Below are 22,503 nucleotides of genomic sequence, written 5' to 3' on the forward strand. Positions count from 1 at the left end.
GCCGCCGCTCGCGCCGGCCGGGGCTAACGCTAGCGAGCGGAGGGTTGCATCATGAATTTCAGGAAGTGGCCGCCGTGCGCCGCCGGCACTAAAGCAGGTCGGTGCCGTTGGCCACCAGATTGAATTGGCAGCCGAGAAACGTCGCGGCTTTGCGGCAAAACAACATGCGGGAGAGGAAGATCTCGAAGTATTCCGCCACCGGTGAGATTTTGGTGTCGAGCGACAATTCCAGCCGGATGATGCGCTGTTTGGCATCCACCACCAGACTGCTTTTTTCCACCGCGTAATTCACGCGGTCGTGGATGTCGAATTTGATCATTTCGGGATTGCGCACGCGCGAGCGGTGCACGTCGGCTTTGTCGGCAATGATCAATCCGGAAGCCACGGCATTGATGGGCTCGCAACTGACCTCGTCGTGATTGCCGATCGCCGCCACGATTTGGGTGATTTCCATGGGGTCCATGCCCATCTGCAGCAGCAGCGTGTGCGCCAGCATGGCGCCGGTGAAGGGGTGGTTGACCCGGTTGAAAACGTTGCCGATGTCGTGCAAGTAGCCGGCGATCGCCGACAGCTCGGCCTCGCGCTCGGAGTGGCCGAGATCGAGCAGAATCTTGCGCGCGTTGCGGGCCACCATGCCGCAGTGCCGGCGGCCGTGTTCGGTGTAGCCAATCACTTCCAGGTATTCGTCGGCGCGTGCGATGTAGGCATCGACCAAAGCGTCCGCTTTGACGTCGTTTAGAGTGATCATTGTGCGGTTGCTCCTCATAGCAGTGCAGTAGACTCCGGCGGCCGGCCGCGAGTGGGAAGGCAAAAATACCCCGCCGGCGCGGCTCGAGCCGGTCAGTCCATGTCGAAAAGCTCGCTGCCCGGCTGCAAAAACGGATTGTGGCGCCGCTCGAATCCGATCGTCGTGTCTTCGCCGTGACCCGGCAGCACCACCACTTCATCCTCCAACACCAACAGCTTCTCCGTAATCGTTTGCATCAACGTCGCATAGGAACCGCCCGGCAGATCGGTTCGCCCGATTGACCCGCGAAACAGAACATCACCGACCACGGCCAGCTTGTCACCAATCAGCATCAGGCTGCCGGGGGAATGCCCCGGGCCGTGCAGAACCTTGAGCTGGTTCCGGCCGAGCGTGAGTGTATCGCCTTCCGTGAGATGGCCCGCCACTTGCGGCGGCGGAATGTCGCCCAAGCTGAAGCCCAGCATTTCCGCCTGCCGCCCGATATTTTGCAGCAGCGGCAAATCATCGCGATGCAGATAAACCGGCAGATCGAATCTTTCCTGTGCGGTGCGGCAGTGCAGCACGTGATCGAGATGGGCATGGGTGAGCACGATGCGCTCCAACTGCACCGCGCTGGCTTCGACCGCATCGGCAATCCGGTCGATTTCATCGCCCGGGTCGATCAGCACGCCCGCCCGGGTTTGCTCATCCCACAGCAGATAGGCATTCATCGCGAACGGACCCACGGTGAGGCAACGCCATCTCAATGCCATGTCTTTCTTCTCTCCACGACTAAATCGCGCAAGCGGTCGACCTGCACGCGGGAAACCGTGTATTGCCCGAGTTTCTCCAGGCCTTTGGCGCCGCCGTGAAAATCCGAGCCGCCGGTTTGCAGGAGATCGAATTTTTCCGCCAGGGCTTGAAAGAAGCGCTGGCGCTCGCCGCTGTGTTTGGGATGAATGGTCTCGATGGCGTCAACGCCGAGCTTGATAATTTCCAGCACGACTTCCGCCGTGAGATTTTGGCCGGGATGTGCCAAGCCGGCCAGGCCGCCGGCCTGGTGAATGACGGCGATGCCCGCGGCCGGCGCCAGTTCGGGTTTGGGCACGAAGGCAGGCTTGTCTTCCGCGAGATAGTGATTGAACGCGTCCTGAAAAGTGGTGACGTAACCTTCGCGCACCAGCGCATTGGCCACGTGCGGCCGGCCGACGCAACCCTCGCCGGCCTCTTCCAAAACCGCATCGAAAGACATGGTCAAGCCGAGGTGATTGAGCTTCTCGACGATGCGGGAGGCCCGGTTGAGGCGTTGATCCTTGAGCGTGTGCAGGAAGCGCAGCAGCCCGGCGTCACCGTAATCGATGAAATAGCCCAGGATATGCACGTCGTAGCCGCGATGGCTGGTGCTCAGCTCCACGCCGGGGATGATGTCCAACCCGGCGATCGCGGCCTGCGCCAGCGCGCGTTCAATTCCGCCGATTTCATCATGATCGGTGATGCCCAGGCCCTGCAATTTTTTTTCAGCGGCGAGGGTGACCAGTTCCTCGGGCGAGTGCTGGCCGTCGGAGCGGCTGGTGTGGGTGTGCAGGTCGTACATGCCGGTCAAACCTTTGGCAGAGTGACGCCGGTCTGCCCCTGGTATTTGCCGGCCTTGTCGGCATAGGAGACTTCGCAGTCCTCATCGCTCTCGAAGAACAGAATCTGGGCGATGCCTTCATGGGCATAGATCTTGGCGGGCAGAGGCGTGGTGTTCGAGATCTCGAGCGTGATGTAGCCTTCCCAGCCGGGTTCCAGCGGCGTGACGTTGGTGATGATGCCGCAGCGGGCGTATGTCGATTTGCCGACGCAAATGGTCATTACATTGCGCGGCACGCGGAAATATTCGATCGTGCGGCCGAGCGCAAAGCTGTTGGGCGCGATCACGCAGACATCGCCGCGATAATCCACGAATGATTTCGGGTCAAAGGCCTTGGGGTCCACCATGGCGCCGAAGACATTGGTGAAGATTTTGAATTCATCGGCGATACGGACGTCATAGCCGTAGGAGGACAAGCCGTAGGAAATCACCTGCGGCCGCACGCGCCGGTCTTCGAACGGCTCGATCATTTTATGTTCGAGCGCCATTTTGCGAATCCAACGATCGGGTTTGATGCTCATGCAAGCTCCGTCTGAGTCATTTGTGCCCCGGGCTGCTGCTGGGGCAGGCGCGTTTGCTGCAAAAGGTGTTTGCTGTCGATCCGTGGCGCGCGGCTTGTGCACCGTCACGCCTCGGAAAATGGACATGCACGGGTGCACAGGAATGGCGCGCCGGCGGAAAGGCGTCCGGCAGGCTCACGACGTGCCGGCTTCGCGCAAGGCGTTCCGGACCGCCGCAGGCAGGGCGAGCCGCGATATCCAGATGCTGATTTCATACAGCCCCATCAGCGGCACGGCGAGCAGAATCTGGGTAAAGGCATCCACGGAAGGCGTGATGATCGCGGCAACGACAAAGATGACGATGATGCTGTAAGGCCGTTTTTGCCGCAAAAACTCCGGCGTCAGAAGGCCGATGCGGGTGAGCAAATAGGCAATCACCGGCATTTCAAAGAGAATGCCGAAGATGAAAATCAACGCCGTGACGAAGCCGAAGTATTCCTCGATCGAGATCATCGGCATGAGATCCACCGACTGGAAACTGAGCAGGAATCCCAGGCCGAACTTGAGCACGACGTAGTAACAGAAAGCGGCGCCCAGTCCGAAGCACAAGGCGGTGAAGAACACCAGCGCCGGCACGAAGCGCTTCTCCTGCTCCAGCAAGCCGGGCGCCACGAATTTCCAGAGCTGGTAGAAGACGAACGGCAGGCTGACGAGCAGACCGGCAGTGGCCGCGAGTTTGACATAGATCATGAAGCCGCCGGTGGGGGTGAAAAACACCAGCCGCGAAGACCCGGCGGCGCCGGCCGGCTGGCCCTCGGCCGCGATACGGAGCGCGTCATTGTAAGGGGCTACCAGAAACGCAAAGATCTGGTTGATGAAAAACAGGCTGGCGAGCGTGGCCAGCACGACAAACAACAACGAATAGAAAATGCGCCGGCGCAATTCTTCCAAATGATCGAGAAATGGCATTTCACGTTCGTCCAGGTGCCGGCGCGGCCGCTTGACCTCTTGGGGGGGGGCTTCCATCTTATGCAAAGATCTCGAGGCCCTTAAGTTCCTCGAGAAATTCCTCTTTCGCTTGAAACTTCCGGTAAACCGAGGCGAAGCGCACGTAGGCCACTTCGTCGATCTTGCGCAGCTTTTCCATCACCAGTTGGCCGATCAGCCGCGAGCTGATTTCCTCGTGGTTGCCATCGCGCAGGCGCGATTCGATTTCATCGACGCACTTGTTGATGGTTTCCATGGAGACCGGCCGCTTGCTGCAGGCGATCTGAATGCCGTGCAGGATTTTTTCCCGGTTGAATGACTCCCGCCGCCCGTCGCCTTTCACAACGATGAGCGGCGTTTCCTCGATGTATTCCTTGGTGGTGTAGCGTTTTTGACAAGAGAGACACTCACGCCGGCGTCGAACGACGCGGCCCTCGTTGCTGGTGCGCGAATCAATGACGCGACTGTCCTCGTGATTGCAGTAGGGACAACGCATGGTTCGACCTATTCGCTCGAGGTTAACTCCGCGTACAGGGGGAAACGATGGCTCAAGTCGAGAACCTGTTCTCGTACGCGAGCGATCGTGGTCTCATTCCGAATGTCGGAAAGCACTTTGTCGATCAAGAAGGCGACTTCGCGCATCTCGTTTTCCTTCATGCCGCGCGTGGTGAGCGCCGGCGTGCCGATGCGAATGCCGCTGGTCACCGTCGGTGGCTGTGAATCGCCGGGCACCATGTTCTTGTTCACCGTGATGCCGGCTTTCTCCAGCGCGGCCTCGGCATCCTTGCCGGTCAGCTCGCGATTGCGCAGATCGACCAAAAAGAGATGCGTGTCGGTGCCGCCCGAAACAATGTCGTAGCCGAGATCGATGAGCTTTTTGCACATCGCCTGGGCGTTGGCGATCACCTGGCGCGAGTATTCCAGAAACTCGATTTGCAGCGCTTCCTTGAAGGCCACTGCTTTGGCGGCGACCACGTGCATCAGCGGCCCGCCTTGAAACCCGGGGAACACGGCGGAATCGATCAGCTCCGACCACTTCTTCTTGCGGCCCTTGGGCGTGGTGAGGCCCATGTCGTTTTCTTCGTCTTTGCCGATCAAGATCATGCCGCCGCGCGGGCCGCGCAGGGTTTTGTGGGTGGTGGTGGTCACCACGTGGCAATGGGGCAGCGGGCTTTCAAGCAGCCGCGTGGCGATCAAGCCGGCGGGGTGCGCGATGTCCGCCACCAGCTTTGCGCCCACTTCATCGGCGATTTCGCGAAAGACATCATACTCGAACTGGCGCGAATAGGCGCTGGCGCCGGCGATGATCAATTGCGGCTTGTGCTGGCGGGCGAGATCGCGCACCCGATTCATGTCCACGCGCTGGGTTTCTTCCTCCACGCCGTAAAAGACGACATTGAAGATTTTGCCGGAGAAATTCACCGGGCTGCCGTGGGTCAGGTGGCCGCCATGCGCCAGATTCATCCCCAAAATCGTGTCACCCGGCTTCAGAAACGTGAAGTACGCGGCCAGGTTGGCCTGGCTGCCGGAGTGGGGCTGAACGTTGGCGTATTCCGCGCCGAATAAGCGGCAGGCCCGCTCGCGCGCGAGATCTTCGACGCGGTCGACGTATTCGCAGCCGCCGTAGTAGCGCTTGCCCGGATAGCCCTCGGCATACTTGTTCGTCATCGGCTGGCCGAGCGCTTCCAGCACCGCCAGACTGCAGTGATTTTCCGAAGCGATCAACTCCAGCGTCTCGTTTTGCCGGTTGATCTCATCGAGCACCGCGCGATGCACTTCCGGGTCGGTCTTGCTCAGATGCTGCACAAACGATCTCCTTTTGCGGCTGCGCGGCCGCCTAGTGGCGGAGCCATGCGTAGCACGGTCCGGTTGCCTGGCCATGATTTTTGTTCATGAAGTAGTCTTCACTGCCGGGCAGCAGCGAAGCGAGAGCTGCCATCCGTTGTTTCGCTTCCGTGCGCGTCGCCGAATCCTGTTGGGCCTGGTCATAGGCCTCGTAGGCGAGTTGAAAAACCAGCTTGTCGTCGAATTCCACCCGGCCCTTGGCGCGCACGCACTCGCGTGCGCAGGTTTCGTAAATCTCACCGAGCACGAGCAGCGCGCTACCGTAGTCCGCCCGGCGCTGCAGCGCCTGCTGCGCGCAGGAACGCGCTGCGGCGTATTGCCGCAAGCCGCAATGGCACGCTGCGATCTGCACCAACAGCGTGGCATCATGCCCGGCGCGCGCGCGCGCCTGCTCGAAAGTGGCGAGCGCCGCCGCAAATTGCCCCAAATTCTTCTGCGCCTCGCCCTTCAGGCCAAGCGCCTTCGTTGTCGACGGCGCCAGCGCAAGATAGCGATCGAGCAGCGCCAGCGCGGACTGGTATTCGCGGCGCTCCAGGCGCGCCCCGGCCAGCCGCAGCAAGCTGAGCGTGTCTTCCGGCTGGCGTGCCAGCGTTTGCTCCAAACTCGCCAGCCATTTTTCCGTCTCGCCGCTGGATTGATACAACTCTTCGAGCTGGCGGCGCGCTTCAGCATCTCCCGGGTTGGCTGCCAACAGCGTTTCAAACAGCGGCAGCGCTTCCTGCTCGCGACCGGCGCGGCGGTACAGCCCGGCCAATCTGCGCAAATCTTCCAGCGTTGCCTGCCCGCGTTGCTGCAGCTCGCGGTACTGTGTGATCGCAGCCGCGTAATTGCCCCGGCTGGTGTGAAGAAAGGCCAGGTTGCGTCTCAGGTTGTCATCCGCGGGAAATCGTGCAACGCCCAGTGCATAGACCTGAAGCGCGCTGTCCGCGCGGCCGAGCTTGAAATAAGCCTGTCCGAGGTAGTTGAAAACCTTTTCGAATCGGCGCGAGGTGTCGTGCGTCGCCACCTGCCAAAAATGCGGTAATGCTTCGGCATATCGCCGGTGCTGGTAATGATCCCAGCCCCGGCTCCAACTCTTTTCCAATGCCGCGCGGCCGGAATCCTGGCGGGGCGCGTCGAGGGGCGCCATTGTTGGCCAAAGGTTGGACAGCATGATGGCAGCAAGAAATGGGAGAGGTTTCACGGGAATGCGGCAACGGCGGCTGCTCATCAGGAATCTTCGTGACAGTGGCATCTCCCCGCCGGCATGTGGCGGCGCTCGCATTGAATTGACGCGGATGTTAATAAAAACGGCCTAAAGATGCAAGCAAAAGGTCGGCTGCTGGCTGCTGCCGCAATTGACCTGACTGGCCGCCCTCGAAAACGCCACTTGAACATTACGTCCCTCACGCCACCAGCCCCCACGCGCAGGCGCAGCATCAACCAACGGCTTCTCCCTTTAGCGCATCATCTCCTTGTCCCCTTGTCTCCTTCTCCCCTTGTCCCCTCACCCGGCTCGCCGTGCCATCACCTCCTGCGCGGCAAACTGCAACTGATACAGCCGGTAATAAATGCCGCGCAGCGCCATCAGCTCTTCGTGCGTGCCGATCTCACGCACCTGCCCCTTGTGCATCACGATCACCCGGTCGGCATGTTGAATCGTCGACAGCCGGTGCGCGATGATCAGCGAGGTGCGACCCTGCATCAAGCGCTCGAGCGCCGCCTGGATGAGCAACTCGGTTTCGGTGTCGACGCTGGAAGTGGCCTCATCGAGCACGAGAATGGGCGGATCATACGCGAGCGCGCGTGCAAAGGCAATAAGCTGCTTCTGGCCGACGGAAAGCGAATTGCCGCGTTCGAGCACCGGCTCCTGGAACTGTCCCGGCAATTGCTCGATGAAGCGCAGCGCGTTCACCTCGGCGGCGGCTTGGCGCACCGCTTCCGGCGCAATGGCAGGATTGCCGAGCCGGATGTTTTCTGTAATCGTGTCGGCGAACAGAAAAACATCCTGTAAGACCAGGCCGATTTGTCCGCGCACGTCATACAAGGGCAGCGTTGCCGCGTCTCGGCCATCGATGAGAATCTGGCCGCGCTGCGGCGCGTAAAAGCGTGACAGCAGACTGATGATCGTGGTCTTGCCGGCGCCGGTGGCGCCCACAATCGCCACGGTTTCGCCCGCGGCGATCTTGAAAGAGACTTCCTTCAACACCATTTCATCTTCGCGATAGCCGAAGCTCACCTGGCGGAATTCGATTTCGCCCCGCGCCCAGCGCGCCGGCATCGCGGTCGCCGGCGGCAGCACGCTCTTGCCGTTGGTGGAGAGCTCGTCCGGCTCGTCCAAGATCCGGAAGACGCGCTCGGCGCTCGCCATCGCGGTCTGCAAAATGCCGTACTTTTCCGCGAGATCGCTGATCGGCCGGAAGAACATCTCGACATACATGATGAAGGCTACCAGCGCGCCGAAGGTGAGCGCCTGTGCGATCACCTCGCCGCCGCCGTACCAGATGATCAAGGCTACGGCCAGCGCGCCGATGAATTCGACCACCGGATAGAAGACGGCATAGTAAAAAATCGTCTTGCGGTAGGCCTCGAGATAGTCCCGATTCTTCTCGTCGAATTGCCCGAAGTTTTTTCCCTCCCGGTTGAAAAGCTGTACCACCGGCATGCCGGTGATGTTCTCCTGCAAAAAGGCGTTGATTTTCGCGAGGCGCACGCGAATGTCGCGCTCGGCCTCCCGCACTTTCTTTTTGAAGATGGCGGTGGCGAGATAGAGCAGCGGCACCGTGCTCAGCGTGAGCAGGGTGAGCTGCCAATTCAACTGAAACAAGGCAATGATGATGCCGGCGAGCATGAAGACATCACCGAACACCGACACCAGTCCGGAAGTGAACAGTTCGTTGAGTGACTCGACGTCGTTGGTGACGCGCGTCATCAGCCGGCCCACTGGGTTGCGGTTGAAGAAGGCGAGCGGCAGGCGCTGCAGATGGCCGAAAATCTGCATGCGCAAATCATACATGATGCGCTGGCCGACGCGCTCCATCAGAACCGAGCGGTAGTAATTTACCACCAGGCCGAGCAGCAAAATGCCGAGGAAGGCCAGGGCCACCAGGGTCAGGCCACGGATGTTCTTGTTGGCGATGTGCTGATCGATCGCGATTTTGGTCAGGATCGGGCCGAGCACCGACAGGCCGCTGCTGAGCAGCAGCAGCAGCACGGCGATCGTCATGCGGCCGCGCATCGGGCGGATGTAGCGCAGCAGCCGGCGCATGAGCGCGGCGTCATAGGTCCTGGTCAGTTTGTCTTCGTCAAATCCGGCCATCGGGGTCTTCCTACAGCTTCTCCAAATCCTCTTCCAATTGTTGCATGCGGCTCAATTCGGCATAGAGACCGTCTTTTTCGATCAGCAATTCGTGTGTGCCGCGCTCCACGATCATGCCGTCTTTGAGCACGATGATGAGATCGGCGTCGCGCACCGTGGAAATGCGATGTGAGATGATGATGCTGGTGCGCTCGCGCATCACCCCGCGCAAGCCGCGCAGAATCTCGTCCTCCGTATAGGTGTCCACCGATGACAGCGCATCATCGAGAATCAGGATGCGCGGCTGGCGCAGGATGGCACGGGCGATGGCCACGCGCTGCTTCTGCCCGCCGGAGAGATTGATGCCGCGCTCGCCCAGCAGCGTCGCGTAGCGCTCCGGAAACGATTCGATCTCCTCGCGGATGCGCGCGATGGTAGCGGCCGCGTGCATCGATTCGCCGTTGTCCGTCGCGCTGCCGAAGGTGATATTCTCCTGAATCGTGTCGGAGAAGAGAAAGGTTTCTTGCGGCACGAAGCCGACATGACGGCGCAGCACCGCCAGCGGAATCCGCCGGATGTCGACGCCGTCGATCAGGACGCGGCCTTCGGTGGGATCGAACAGCCGCGGGATCAAATTGACCAGCGTGGATTTGCCGCTGCCGGTGTGGCCCACGATCGCCAGCGTCATGCCGGCGGGCATCTTGAGATTGAGGTGGCGCAACGCCCAGGCGGATTCATTGTAGCGAAAGCTGACGTTCTGGAATTCGACTTCGCCGCGCACCGTGGTGATGGCATGATCCGTCTCCTCCGTGTCGCGAATCTCCGGCGTCTCGCGCAACACGCGGTTGATCCGGCCCATCGAGGCCGCGCCCTGCTGCACCACGTTGATCACCCAGCCCAGCGCGATCATCGGCCAGGTCAGCATGCCGATGTAGGCCACGAAAGCGACGAACTCGCCCCAGCTCAGCCGCTCGTAGATCACCTCCCGGCCGCCGACCCACAACAGCAGCAGAATGCCACCGCCGGAGAGCGTGCCCATGCCCGACCACAACAGGCTCTCCACCTTGCTGAGCGCAATGTTCTGCTGCATGTACTCGCGGTTGAGCTTGCCGAACTGCTCGATTTCGAACCCTTCGCGCAAATACGATTTGATGACGCGTATGCCGGAGAGGTTTTCCTGGGCGCGCGCAGTGATCTTGGAAAACTGTTCCTGAATCTGGTGGTAGGCGGCGTAGATGCGGTCCATCGTGAATTTCACGATCACCACCATCAGCGGCAGCAGCAGCATCGCCAACAGCGTGAGCTTCACGCTCATCAGCATCATTAAGATGAAGGCACCCACGCCCACCACCAGCGTGTTGGAGGCGTACATGATGCCGGGCCCGAGCACCGCGCGCACGCTGTTCAAATCATTGGTGGCACGCGCCATCAAGTCGCCGGTGGGATGGCGGTTGAAGAAGCCGCGCGACATGCGCTGCAGATGCCGCAAGTAATCGTTGCGCAGATCGTATTCGACGAAGCGCGAGACCACGATGATGGTTTGCCGCATCCAGTAGCGGAAGAAGCCCTCGCCGGCCGAAACCAGCAGAATCAGGCCCGCCGCGCGCAGCAGCCGCGCGGAGGACAGATCGGCGCGCAGCATGTCGATGGCGCGCTGCAACACCTTCGGTCCGAGCAGCGCAAATACGTTGGTCACAAAGATGAAAACCACGCCCAGTGCAATCTGGCCGCGATATCTCTTGAGATAGGGCAGCAGCGGCGCCAGCTCACGCAGCTCGCGCAAACCGGTTTTGGTAGTGGAGGAGACGGCCATAGGAAGAAGGTCAATACCGAATGAATGTTCAACCTGAATGGGCGAAACCGCACAGGCGGCGGTGTTCGCGAGGCAAGATCAAGCCTTGCGCCATGACTCGGACAAGCCGGAGCCATGGAGGACACAAAATGGAAAGGGCACAAATATTACTTTGTGCGCTTTCCATTTTGCGTCCCGAGAATCTTTGTTTCGTTTGCACACATTTGACTATTGACACCCTACGCCAGATTTCGGACGAGCTGAAACCCGCAGCCCGCGGGCAGCAATAAGACCGATTGGTAACCTGTTGTCTTGCACGATGTATCCACTGCCACTGTCATCCAGCCAGGATCTTGTTGAGATTTGGGCACACTGCCGTGTCATTCACATCAGAAGCTCACCGCCGAGACGCAGAGAAAGGCCTTTTTGAGGTAGCAACTCTGCACTCTCCGCGGTGCAAGCGTTTGCTTGGTGGGCAAGAATCTTTCAGAATTCTATTCTAGCTTTGCGCGCCCTATGGCCTAGCGCGCAGTTGCCCCCTCCGCAGCCGGCACGGTCACGCTGCTGATGAATGCCAGCACCCGCGCAAAGATCTCTTCGCGATCATGATCCACCGTCAACACATGATAGGAATTCGTGACGATCAGTTTGTCCACCTGCGTTGATTGCACCCGCTGGAGCAAATACTCGAGATTACTCACTGGTATGGTGTGATCTTCCACGGCATGCACAGCCAGCAACGGCGCTGTGATGCGAGCCAGCTCGGCGCGCACCAGCCGCATCAATCGCAATGCCGGCTTGGCCGCCGCGATGGGATAGGATTGATAACTCCGCAGCAGGGCTTTGCCGGCGCGATCCTTCACATCCGGGCCCGCGGCTTTGCGGCGGATGTAGTTGAAGGGCGAGAGCAGATGCACCGTGGCGGTGGCCCACCAGGAAAGCTTGAGTGCAGGCGCGAGCGCCACCACGCCCGCCAAATCGAAGTTGGCTGCCAGATGCAAAGCCAGTGTGGCGCCCAATGACAGGCCGATGGCCACTTGTTGCCGGGTGATCCGGCGAATGTCCTGCAGGCCTTGTTCTGCGGCGACCAGCCAATCGTGATGGGAGACGTGGAGCAAATCGCGGGGATGAGTGGCATGCCCGGGCAAACGCGGGGCGCGAACCGTAAAGCCCTTTGCGGCAAGCAATGCTGCCAACCCTGCCATTTCCTGGGGGCTGCTGGTGAATCCGTGAAGCAACAAACATCCGATTTCATGCGGTGGCATCATCGCCGGCAATATATCATCTCATGAGGCAAAAGTCAACCGTGTGGCTGCCGGCCACCAGCCCGCGAACGCAACGACTGGGCGGAAATTTCCTCCGCACCGAAGTCATGAGCGGGATCGGCCGGCGCGCCGCGTCCCGGCCGATCCGCACCATTCAAAACACAAAGGCAAAGGTGAAGCGATGGGCCTGACTCAGGCGGCCCAAATCGGAATAGGCATAGTCCAGCCGCAGGCGATAACTGGAATTGGGATAGTGCAGATCCAGGCCGCCGCCCAAGGTCGGGAAAAACGCCTGGTTGTCGGGATCATCGATGTTGTCGGCGTTGGTGAGGGCACGGAAGCCACCGCGCACAAAGACGAAACGATTCAACGAATATTCTCCGCCGACGCAGAAGCCGGGCGCAACATCGCGATAGTCAAAGTAATCGACGTTGGCGACCAGCGCCTGCTGCTCAAACCGAAATACGTCCAGTGAGACGCCCAGCCGGAATACCAGTGGCAGCGGCCAGGCCTCGGTTTCCAAACGGGCCGGTGTTTCATCAGGATTCGCGCCCTGACCGGGAGCGACGTCCACGCGGATGAGTTGCTCGCGGCCTGCCAATTGCATTTTGCTGCCAAAATGCGAAATCGACATGCCGATTTTCAAACCGCGAAAATTAGTTTGATAGAGCGTGCCGAAATCGAGCGCGAAACCATGCGCCTTGGAATTGGCCACGGTTTCGCCGACATATTTGCCCTGCAGGCCGATGGAGAAACGATCGGTCAAGCGTTGCGCATAGGCCAGCCCCACCGCGAGATTGCTGCCGCCAAAGCTGATGCCGGTGCCGTCCGGCGCTTCCGGCGTGGTTTCTTCGAGGTCGCCCATGCTCAAGGCGTTCACGCTCACCGCCACCGTGGTGTTTTCCTGCAGCGGCAGGTTGGCGGCTACGGAAATGAGATTGACGTCGAGGATCCAATCGGTGCGGGCGACCATCAGTTCGCGCTGGCGCAGATCCGCCAGCCCCGCGACATTCCAAAAAATCGTGGAAATGTCACTGGCCTGCGCCACGTAGGCGCCGGCCATGGCTTCCGCCCGGCTGCCCACGCCAATCTTCAAGAAATTCGCGGCCGAGGTGCCGGCATTGTCGAATTGCGCCAGTGCCAGCGCCGGCAGCAGCACCAGAGCCAGGAACAAGGATCGGTATTTCATATGCACGTTCTCCAGAGCGAGAATTCCAAACCGCCGGTCAGGCGCGGTGTTTTTCTATTGAGAAAACGCCGCCGCCGCGCCACGCCCGCCTGCTTCATTTCACCACGGCAAACTTGCCCATGGCCTGCTGGCCGTTCGGCAGGGTGATATGATAGAAGTAGATGCCGAACGAAATCTCCTGGTCGTTGTAGGTGCGCAGGTTCCACGGTTCCATCGAGGTGCCGTTGGTGTGCGCGATGGTTTTGACCAATTCGCCGGCAAGGTTGTAGATGCGAATGGTGCATTGCACCGGCAGGTGGCGGAACTGAATTTCCTTGTTGATCAACGTCGTTTCGAAGACTGAAGCGACACGATAGGGATTGGGCACGACGCGCACCGCTGCCAAATCCGCGGTCGTGGCCTCGGCTCCTGCCGCGCTGGTGGTGATTTTGAAAGCATCTTCACTTTGAAAGGGATGGGTCAAATAGGCGCGCGCCACGTCACCGGTTTGCGGCAGCACCGCTTCGCCCTCGACGGGCGCACTCAGCGTGATCTTCCAGGTGAAGCGGTCGCGGCCGGCCACCTTCTCGCGGATGGTCATCTCATCGCCGCTCGTCCACTGCCGGCGCATCTCCGGCGTCGAATCACTGCTCGCCTGGGAGAGAAAGAAATCCACCTGCACCGGCGCGGAGCGGTCGTACACATTCCAAATCTCAAAAGGCACCGCAATGGCGGGATTGGCGCCGAGCTGCAATGAAGTGTCGCCGGCAGCCGTGAAGCGGACTTCATAATCGCCCTCGTTGAGGGCCTGCTGCGGCCGCATGCTGACGGTGTAGTTGGTCGCCGCGCGCTGGTCGGTGTTGCCCACAAAGAAGCCGGCCAGCCGTGTATTCAAAACATTGTCGGGATCATTCAGTACGCGCAAACGGATGCCGTTGAACACCGGAATCGTCTCTTCGCCGTTGACGGCGGTGACGTTGCTGAGCACGGTTTCGCCGGCCTGGTTGGTGAGGTTGAACCGCAAGCCGCCGGCCGTGCTTTCGAATTTCAGCGTGTACTCCTGCGAGATGACCGCCACCTCATTGATCAATTCCAGCAGGAGGTCGCCGGTGCCGTGGCCACTCACGCGCTCCGGACCGGTGAGCTGCCCGGGCTTGAAGCCCGCCACCCGCGGCAGCGGCACCACCGCTACGGTGTTGTCACCCGGGAAATTGGGATTGTTCTTGCGCGAATTCTCCAGCGGCGGCACCGGAATGCCGCTCGGATCATTGGGATTGACTTTGAATTCATCGCGCGAATCGTAGGCGGTCACGGCATACCAGTACTCATAGCCGTTGATGACGTTATTATCGACGTATTTGTGCGCCAAACCGGTGTTCGAGCCCAAAGTCAAATAAGGCGACAGCGGGTCGATGCCGGTGATGTCGTCATTCAAGTCGAACTGCGCCAGCGGCACATACGCGACCACCGTGCCGTTGACATCGGTGATGGGCGTGCCCCAGGTGCGGCCGCGGTCATCGCTGCGGAAAATGCGATAGCCCTGAAACCGGTTGTTCTTGGTAAGGCGATCGCTGCTGCTCTCACTCGGTTCGGCATCCCAATAGAGCGTCACGCTGCCATCGCCGGGCACGGCGCGCAGCCACGGCTCTTTCGGCGGCTCGGCGGCTTTGTAATCATTGTTGTACAACACCTGCGCGAGCACGGCATTGTTGAGCACGTCGGCGCGGTTGGCGCCCAGAATATCCGCCAAAACGAAATGCAAGCTCTCGCCCGGCGGCAAGTCAAAGGGACCGGAGGCAAAAACGAAAGTGATGTCCGGGCCGTAGGAGTTGGGCGTCTGGGTGAAATCATTGGGATGCGGCGCCACGTTGTCGGGCGGTTGAATGCCGAAGCTCAACTCGGCGTAGGCGGCGCGATCGCTTTGCGCTGCCGAGCTGTAGTCGAACAAGTACATCGTGGTCAAGCCGCGTTGCCGGCCGGTGGCCGGATCAACCGGTGTCTCCAGCACTTTCATCGCGATCCACGGCACGTTCTTCTCGATGAAGCCCTGCGCCCGGTCATCGCCATCCCACACCAAAACGGTGTTCCACAACAGCGGGTCATGAGTGGGAGAATTGGGCGGAATGAACAGCGCGAAATCATCAGTCCATTCGTTGGTGCCCTGCTCGGGCGTATCCGGATCGCCGTGCATGCCGATGTACACGTCCTTCAGCGTGTCGGCGCCGATGTTGGTGACGATCTGCTTCCAGATGATAAAATCTTCATTCAACACGTCGCTCCACTGCAGGCCCCATAGATCCACGCGAATGTTGAGCGGGCCGACGCCGTCATTGGCGCTGGCGATATTGCCGTCGGCGGGATCGTTGTCGGTCACCACGAAATAGCATTCGCGATCGGCGACGACTTTGCCGTTGAATGAGCCGGGAAAGCGCAAACCCCGGCCTTCGGAGTGATCCTGGTCGAGCGGCTGCTCGATGTTGAAACTCAACTTGGTGATGCCGTCGGTGTACGGATCGCGCGGCCAGTTTGCCGGCCAGCTTTGCGGTACATCGCTCATCGCAATGCCGAGGTTTTCTTCGTCAATGACTTTGCCGGCGTCATAGCCCGGCAGGGGTTGGTATTCTTCTTCATGATCGCGCGCCGCGCCGCGCGTGCCGATCGCCACGCTCAGGCCGCGCGGCGTGCGGCCGCCCACCATCGGCGCCAGCGTCCAGTAGTAGGTCAAATCGCCGCCGGCCGGCCAAAGATGGTTGAGGCCCCAGCGGTCATAGCCCAGCACCGCACCGTTGGAGAGACGCACCACCAGCTTGCCGACGTCCATCACGCTGCGCTTGCGATCGATGAACGCTTCCGGCTTCGCCAGCGCGCGCAAGGGTTGCAGCCCGCGCGCCGGCGCGAGCACTTGATCGAAAAACTCACGCTTGGTCATGCCGGGTGCTTGCGCGTGCGCCGGCGGTTCGGCCAGCGGCCACAGCACGGTGAGCAGGAGTGGAATCAAACTGTATTTTTTGAGATTCATGGCACCCTCTCTTGAAGCCAGGTCGAAACGCGTGTGGCAGGGAAGCAGCAACCGATCGTGGCTTTCCTGCGGTTATGCCGAAGTCCCGCCGTACGGCCTTCAGAATTCCACCTGCAATCCCAGTTCGACGTGGCGCGGCGGCCCAAAGAAATAAGGCCGTTCTTCGTTTTCCACGCTGATACCGGGCACCGTGCTTTGGTAGGGAGTGCCGGTGGTTTGAAAGACGTTGATGACGTTGCGCTTGTCGAACACATTGGTGAGGTCGGAGAACAACTCGAAATGAAGATTTTGCCAGAAGAATTCCTTGGACAGCCGCACGTCCACCGTGCCGGTCCAGGGCTTGCGCGCGCTGTTGCTTTCCTCGAGCAGGCGGCCGCGGGCATCCACTGGTGAATAGGGCAGGCCGCTGCCGAAACGGCCGTAAATGTTCACGCCCCAGTTGCGCGGCTGGCGAATATCCACCACGAAGCTGAGCGTATGCGGTTGATCCCAATCCATGGTGATCGATTTCTTCGGTGGAATCTCCTGCAGCACGGATTGGTTGATGTACTCGTTGTAATGGGTGAACTCGCTGGCCGAATTGCCTTCGGCGCGCGAGAAGGTGTAGGCCACACGGCCGGAGAAATTGTGGCTGAAGCGTTTTTCGAGCGTCACTTCGACGCCGCGGGCGTTGGCATAGTCCTCGTTCACGAAGGTGAAATAATCCTGCGGCGTGGCGTCGGCGAAGTAGATGGTCGAGACATAGTCGAAGATGTCTTTGTAGTATACCGTCACATCGCCGGCGAGATCATCCGCGATTCGTACTTTGGTGCCGAGTTCATAAACGGTCGAGCGCTCCGGCTTGAGGTTGGGATTGCCCACGATGAAATGATCGGCGATTTCGGGCACGGCGGTGGATACGCCAAAGTTCAAGCCGCGGTAGAAGAAATTGTAATCGGGATTTTGCGTGAACTGGCCGTAGGCAAAATGCAGCACGGCGCGGTCGGTGACGGGGTAGCCGAAGCCCAGGCGCGGGCTGAAGTGGATTTTCTTCTTGGCCTTCTCGATCACCCGGTTGGCGGTGAGATCGCGCTTCGATTCGACATAGTCGCTCTTGGGATCCAGATAATCCCAGCGCAGGCCCAGGTTGATCACCATGTCCTGGAATTCCATCTTGTCCTGCAGATAGACTGCGGCCTGCAGCGGCTTGAAGCGGTAGTAGGTGGTGATGTCATAGGTGTTGAGGCTGCTGACGATGTGGTTGCGCAAATCCAGACGCTTGAATTCCGTGCCGAGTTTGAGCTGGTGATGCGCCGAGACCTGCGAGGTCATGTCGAAGTTGAGGCTCTGCGTCCACGAGCGGTAACCCTGGGTGAAATCGTCATCGGAGAGCACCACCACCGTGTCGCCCGCGGCGGTGTAGTCGATATAGGCGCCGTAGAATTCATAATTGGACTGGCCGCCGAAGGCGTCGCTCACCGCGCGCGGCACGACCAGTTGATCGTAGGGTTTGCCCGGGCCTTCGCGTTCCCACAGCCGGAAATCGCCCAGACGCACGGTGTAGAAGGTGCTGGTCGAGAGCGCGTGGTTCCAGGTCACGCTGGTGAGCGCGCTCTGTGTGTGAATGCGGCTGGCGTTGTTGGGCAGCGCTTTGAAGAGATGGTTGTAGTTCTTGTATCGCTGATCGGTAAGCGCCACCCCGAAGATGAGTTTCGTGGTCGTCGTGGGCGTGAACGTGAGCTTGGCGTTGCCACGATATTGAAAGTTGAAGGTGTTGTTGTTGTGATAGTGCACCGCGCCGGCCTTCTGCACCTGCGGCGTGGTGCCGGGCGCGGCGCGCTCACGCAGCAGCGGCACGCCGTTGACGACTTCGAGGTAGTATTCCGGCAATTGCACAAAGCCGTCTTCGTCCAGGTAGAGAATCGCCAGCGAATCCGGACGGCCAAACACCCGGGCCTCCTCCGGCAGCACGCTCTTGGTGACGTTGAGATAGGTGTTGGTGACGTGGTGATCGAAGGAGGTGTAGAAGCGGAACTTGTTGCCGAGCATCGGCACCGGCCCGCCGAGCGAAAACTCCTGGCGGCGCGTGTGCCAGTTGTTGTGTTTGATGTCACCGAGCTTGCCGATCATCAGCTCATCGGTGGCGTAGCGCAACAGGCCTTCATACTTTTGGCCGCCCTCTTTGGTCACCAGGTTGATCACGCCGGAAAGCGCTTCGCCGTATTCCGCGTTGAAGGTGCCGGTGAGCACGGAAAGTTCTTGAATGCCGTTGCGCGTCACGTCTGAGCCCAGCCCGCCGTAGAGCGCATCTTCCACATAGAAGCCGTCGATCATGTAACCGAGCTGTCCGCCGCGGCCGCCGCGCACGTGAATGCCGCCGCCCTCCGAGTCATTGACCGCACCGCCTTCGCCCACACCCATCACCACGAAGCCGGCGGTCTGCACCATCGCGCCGGTGAAGGAGTTGATCGCGGCGGCGGTGATCTCCTCGCCGCGCACGATGTTCTGCGTCGCGGTCACGTCCTTCTGCAGCAACGGCCGCTCCGCCACCACTTCGACGCCCTCACCCAGCTCCAGCACTGTCGCGCTCATGGCGAAATCGATTTCAGTGGTGAGGTCGGCGCTGACGCGCACGTTGGTGATTCTCTGCTCGGCATAGCCCATCATGCGCGCCACCAGCGTGTATTGTCCGGGCGGCACGTTCAGAATGTAGTAGACGCCCTTCACAGCGGTGGCGGCGCCCAGGCTCGTGCCTTCGAGCAGAATGCTGGCGCCCAGCAGCGGCTCCCTGGTTTCCCGGTCAATCGCGCGGCCGGATATTTTGCCGACTGTGCCGGCGGTCAGTGCCAGCGGCAGCAGCAGGAGGAGGAGAAGGGGCAGTATGACTTTTTTCATTAGGCCCTCCGAGAATATGGTGAAATGGGTGACGCTGGTTGACGCAGCTTGTGGTCACGGATGAAGTGCACACGACCTGGCGATAGCAGCAAATCCGAATGTCATCACAGTGCCTGGACCGTATTGAACCGGATTGGCGGGAATACGTCCTTGGGCGCGCCTGTCCTCGCGGGCAATAGGCACGACCGCGGCCACTGGCCGCCAGAGCATCCTTGAATTGATATGATAAAAATCTACGGCGTTGTCGTCTGCAGGCCAATCCGCACGGCAGTGCTGGTCGAAGCAGCGGGAATCTACAGGCCGTGAGGGATGGGTAAGGGTGGGACAAAATCCGGCTCGAACCGGCGCACGACTGCCAAATAGCGCTTCAAGATAAGAATCTAGTCCAGAGTGTCAAGAGCCGGTTGGGGCACAAGTGTCAAGCCAAGAAATGTGAGTAGCTTCGGCTGTTGCGGAGCGCGTCAAGCGGAGTCCCGTAGGGACGCTCGAGGGTAGCCCACCAATTCATTGGTGGGAAAACTGGTTCAATCGCCCCTGGCGGGACTAAAAAATGGAAGATTCCCTCCAACCCAGTGATGAATCACTGGGCTACTTCAGGATGTCCCTGCGGGACAATTTCACGATTCCTAGCTTGACACCGATGGCCGGTTGGGGGCCGGACGCTCAGGATCTTTTGAATTTTTCACTGTCGTTTTGCAGGCGCTGTTTCGCCATTTCGGCTTCGTCGGCCAGCGCTGGCGATGGGCACTCAATGGAATGATTGGCGTCGCAGCCCCCCCACAAAAAAACGGGAAGTGCGCGCTTCCCGTTTTCTGGACAGACACTATTTCGCGTCCGTCTCTTTGCGATCCAGAAACATCTTCACCAGATCGATCGGCACCGGGAAGATCGTGGTGGAGTTGTGCTCGGAGGCGATCTCGGTCAGCGTTTGCAGATAACGCAACTGCACCGAAATCGGGCTGGCGCTCATGATTTGCGCCGCCTCAGCGAGCTTGGTAGAGGCCTGCAGCTCACCCTCGGCGTGAATGACCTTGGCGCGGCGTTCGCGCTCGGCTTCGGCCTGGCGCGCCATGGCGCGCTGCATCTCCGGCGGCAAATCGACGTGTTTGACTTCCACCATGCTGACTTTGATGCCCCAGGGATCGGTGTGCGTGTCGATGATGTTTTGCAGCTCGCTGTTGATCTTTTCGCGCTGGGCGAGCAGCTCGTCCAGCTCCGCCTGCCCCAGCACGCTGCGCAGCGTGGTTTGGGCAAGCTGCGAAGTGGCAAACAGGAAATCTTCCACCTCCAGCACGGCGCGATTCGGATCGATCACGCGAAAATAGAGCACGGCATTGACTTTGATGGAGACGTTGTCGCGCGTGATCACATCTTGCGGCGGAATGTCCATGGTGATGGTGCGCGTGCTGACCTTGATGAAGCGCTCGACAAACGGAATGATCAACACCAAGCCGGGGCCGCGCGCGCCAACATGCTTGCCGAGACGAAAGACCACCAGCCGCTCGTATTCGCGCACCACCTGGATCGCCATCGCCAGCAGCATGATGCCGAACACGATCAGAAAAATCATCCAGATTGGCAAACCCATCTTTCTCCTCCTTCACCAGCGATTAGATTCTTTTACTCACTCCACTTTCTCAACAGAGACCAACAAGCCCTCGATGGCGGTGACCTTGACGGTATCGCCCGCTGCAATCGGCGTGGCGCTTTTGGCCTTCCAAATCTCGCCGTGAACCTTCACCCGGCCGAAAGGCGCTATCGGCGTGAGGGCTGCGCCGATTTCACCGATCATGCCCTCCGCGCCGGTCACCGCCGGCCGGCGCTGCGAGCGCACCACCATGCCCACGGCAAACACGAAAAAGGCGGCGGTGGCAAGCGTCGCCGCCAGAATCACCTGCAGCGACAGCTTGGCAACCGGCTCAAAGTCCGTGGTCGGCTCCTTGAACAGCATCAGCGAGCCCAGGAACATTGCCACGATGCCGCCGATGGTGAGCACACCATAGCTCGTCACTTTGACCTCGATGATGAAAAGTATGACGCCGAACAGAATCAACAACACGCCGGCCCAATTCACCGGCAGGGTCTGCATCGCGTACAGCCCGAGAATCAGGAAAATGCCGCCCAACACGCCCGGCAAAACCGCGCCGGGATTGGAGAGCTCGAAGAACAGGCCGTAGATGCCCAGCAGCATGAAGATGTAAGCGATGTTGGGATCGGAGATGCGGTCGAGCAGCTTGTGCCGCCAGTTCATCTCCTGTACCACGATTTGGGCGCCGGCGGTACGCAGCGTGTCGACGCGATTGACCAGCTCCACTGAGCGGCCGTCGAGAAGGGTCAGCAAACTGTCCACGCTCGGCGCGATGACATCGATGACGTGGAGCGCCAGCGCTTCTTTCGCCGTGATCGACACGCTTTTGCGGATGGCATCTTCTGCCCATTGCGCGTTGCGGCCGCGCTTCTCCGCCACCGCCTTGAGTTGGGCGACGGCATCGTTGGTCACTTTCTCCATCATGGTGTTGGTGGAATCGGCTTTGCCGCCTTCGCCGCCGAGATTGACCGGATGCGCGGCGCCGATGTTGCTGGTGGGCGCCATCGCGGCCACGTGCGCGGCATAGGATAGGAACACGCCCGCCGAAGCGGCGCGGGCGCCGGTCGGCGATACATAAACCACCACCGGCACTTCACTGGCGAGCATGGCCTTGGTGATGATGCGTGTCGATTCCATCAGTCCGCCGGGCGTGTCCAGCTCGATGATCAGGCAGCGGCGTTTTTCCTCAGCCGCGGCGGCAATGGCATCGACGATGTATTCGGCGGTCAGCGGATTGATCGCGCCGTTGATGCGAATCACGGCCACGGTTGCCGGCGCTTCCGCTGCGCCGGCTGCCGGCCTCCAACAGGCAGCGGCCAGCACCACGGCACCTGCCAACAGGCGGGGAAGGAATGTATGGCTTGGTTTCATGTCAGCGTTTCCTGAGCAAATACATCAACAGCGTGAGCACCAGGCTCAGCACGATCGCGGTCATCAGGGGAAAATAGAATGTGAAATTGCCTTTGCGAATGAGGAAGTCGCCCGGCAGTTTGCCCAGCCACGGCAGCGATTTGCCGTACGTCAGAACCAAACCGGCGAGGAGGAGCAGCGTGCCGAGCAGGAGCAGCAGGCGTCCGAGATCTTGCATAGGGCGGTGTGACCGGGCCGAAAGAAAATCTTTCGCGCCATCATGCTGAGGAAAGGCAGTCAGACTGCGGTTGAAATCACATGCATGCGGCAACCGCGCGTGACCGCGAGATTTTGTGCTTGACTTTTGTAACGATTCTCTTAGATTAGCCGCTGGATTTTGAAAGCAATCATGAATGTGTTGCGAGTTTGAAAATCCCTGCGTTCCGTAGTGTGGGTAACAATCAAAGAGCCAACACCT

At 60.1% G+C, this 22,503-nt stretch carries 17 protein-coding genes; all 17 read right to left on the minus strand.

The window, feature by feature from the left end:
* Positions 1-88: 88 nt before the first annotated feature.
* The 17 genes from L6R21_01365 to L6R21_01445 all read right to left on the minus strand — a co-directional run bounded on the left by L6R21_01365 (position 89) and on the right by L6R21_01445 (position 22,263).
* A complete protein-coding gene (locus L6R21_01365; GenBank protein MCK6557819.1) occupies positions 89-748 on the minus strand; it encodes an HD domain-containing protein in 660 nt (219 codons plus the stop codon).
* 92 nt (positions 749-840) lie between these two features.
* Positions 841-1,500 carry an MBL fold metallo-hydrolase gene (locus L6R21_01370; protein MCK6557820.1) on the minus strand — a complete coding sequence of 220 codons (660 nt, stop codon included), beginning with the start codon at positions 1,498-1,500 and terminating at the stop codon, positions 841-843.
* Positions 1,491-2,321, minus strand: coding sequence for a PHP domain-containing protein (locus L6R21_01375; protein MCK6557821.1), 831 nt, complete (start codon positions 2,319-2,321; stop codon positions 1,491-1,493). The genes L6R21_01370 and L6R21_01375 overlap by 10 nt, the downstream gene beginning before the upstream one ends.
* A 5-nt stretch (positions 2,322-2,326) precedes the next feature.
* Positions 2,327-2,881, minus strand: a complete 555-nt coding sequence (dcd, locus tag L6R21_01380) for a dCTP deaminase (protein MCK6557822.1) — start codon at positions 2,879-2,881, stop codon at positions 2,327-2,329.
* A gap of 174 nt (positions 2,882-3,055) precedes the next feature.
* The gene (tatC, locus tag L6R21_01385) at positions 3,056-3,886 is read right to left on the minus strand and encodes a twin-arginine translocase subunit TatC (protein ID MCK6557823.1); all 831 of its coding nucleotides are present in this window, start codon (positions 3,884-3,886) and stop codon (positions 3,056-3,058) included.
* Position 3,887: 1 nt separating this feature from the next.
* The gene (gene nrdR, locus L6R21_01390; protein ID MCK6557824.1) at positions 3,888-4,343 is read right to left on the minus strand and encodes a transcriptional regulator NrdR; all 456 of its coding nucleotides are present in this window, start codon (positions 4,341-4,343) and stop codon (positions 3,888-3,890) included.
* An 8-nt stretch (positions 4,344-4,351) separates the two neighbouring features.
* A complete protein-coding gene (locus L6R21_01395) occupies positions 4,352-5,653 on the minus strand; it encodes a serine hydroxymethyltransferase (protein ID MCK6557825.1) in 1,302 nt (433 codons plus the stop codon).
* 31 nt (positions 5,654-5,684) lie between these two features.
* Positions 5,685-6,821 (minus strand): tetratricopeptide repeat protein, encoded by a 1,137-nt coding sequence (locus L6R21_01400; GenBank protein ID MCK6557826.1) that lies wholly within the window; start codon positions 6,819-6,821, stop codon positions 5,685-5,687.
* A gap of 357 nt (positions 6,822-7,178) precedes the next feature.
* Complete coding sequence (locus L6R21_01405) at positions 7,179-8,990, minus strand: ABC transporter ATP-binding protein/permease (GenBank protein ID MCK6557827.1); 1,812 nt, start codon at positions 8,988-8,990, stop codon at positions 7,179-7,181.
* A gap of 10 nt (positions 8,991-9,000) precedes the next feature.
* Positions 9,001-10,782 carry an ABC transporter ATP-binding protein/permease gene (locus tag L6R21_01410; protein ID MCK6557828.1) on the minus strand — a complete coding sequence of 594 codons (1,782 nt, stop codon included), beginning with the start codon at positions 10,780-10,782 and terminating at the stop codon, positions 9,001-9,003.
* Positions 10,783-11,282: 500 nt separating this feature from the next.
* Positions 11,283-11,957, minus strand: a complete 675-nt coding sequence (locus tag L6R21_01415; protein ID MCK6557829.1) for an alpha/beta fold hydrolase — start codon at positions 11,955-11,957, stop codon at positions 11,283-11,285.
* 223 nt (positions 11,958-12,180) lie between these two features.
* Positions 12,181-13,215 (minus strand): PorV/PorQ family protein, encoded by a 1,035-nt coding sequence (locus L6R21_01420; GenBank protein ID MCK6557830.1) that lies wholly within the window; start codon positions 13,213-13,215, stop codon positions 12,181-12,183.
* 94 nt (positions 13,216-13,309) lie between these two features.
* Complete coding sequence (locus L6R21_01425; GenBank protein MCK6557831.1) at positions 13,310-16,213, minus strand: T9SS type A sorting domain-containing protein; 2,904 nt, start codon at positions 16,211-16,213, stop codon at positions 13,310-13,312.
* A gap of 99 nt (positions 16,214-16,312) precedes the next feature.
* Positions 16,313-19,087 (minus strand): TonB-dependent receptor, encoded by a 2,775-nt coding sequence (locus tag L6R21_01430; GenBank protein ID MCK6557832.1) that lies wholly within the window; start codon positions 19,085-19,087, stop codon positions 16,313-16,315.
* A gap of 823 nt (positions 19,088-19,910) precedes the next feature.
* On the minus strand, positions 19,911-20,675 hold the full coding sequence (locus L6R21_01435) for a slipin family protein (protein MCK6557833.1): 765 nt from the start codon (positions 20,673-20,675) through the stop codon (positions 19,911-19,913).
* A gap of 36 nt (positions 20,676-20,711) precedes the next feature.
* Positions 20,712-22,046 carry a nodulation protein NfeD gene (locus L6R21_01440; GenBank protein ID MCK6557834.1) on the minus strand — a complete coding sequence of 445 codons (1,335 nt, stop codon included), beginning with the start codon at positions 22,044-22,046 and terminating at the stop codon, positions 20,712-20,714.
* A 1-nt stretch (position 22,047) separates the two neighbouring features.
* Positions 22,048-22,263: a DUF2905 domain-containing protein gene (locus L6R21_01445; protein MCK6557835.1), complete on the minus strand. Its 216-nt coding sequence runs from the start codon at positions 22,261-22,263 to the stop codon at positions 22,048-22,050.
* Positions 22,264-22,503: the final 240 nt, after the last annotated feature.

It is taken from the genome of bacterium (assembly GCA_023150945.1).
GTDB lineage: Bacteria > Zhuqueibacterota > Zhuqueibacteria > Zhuqueibacterales > Zhuqueibacteraceae > Coneutiohabitans.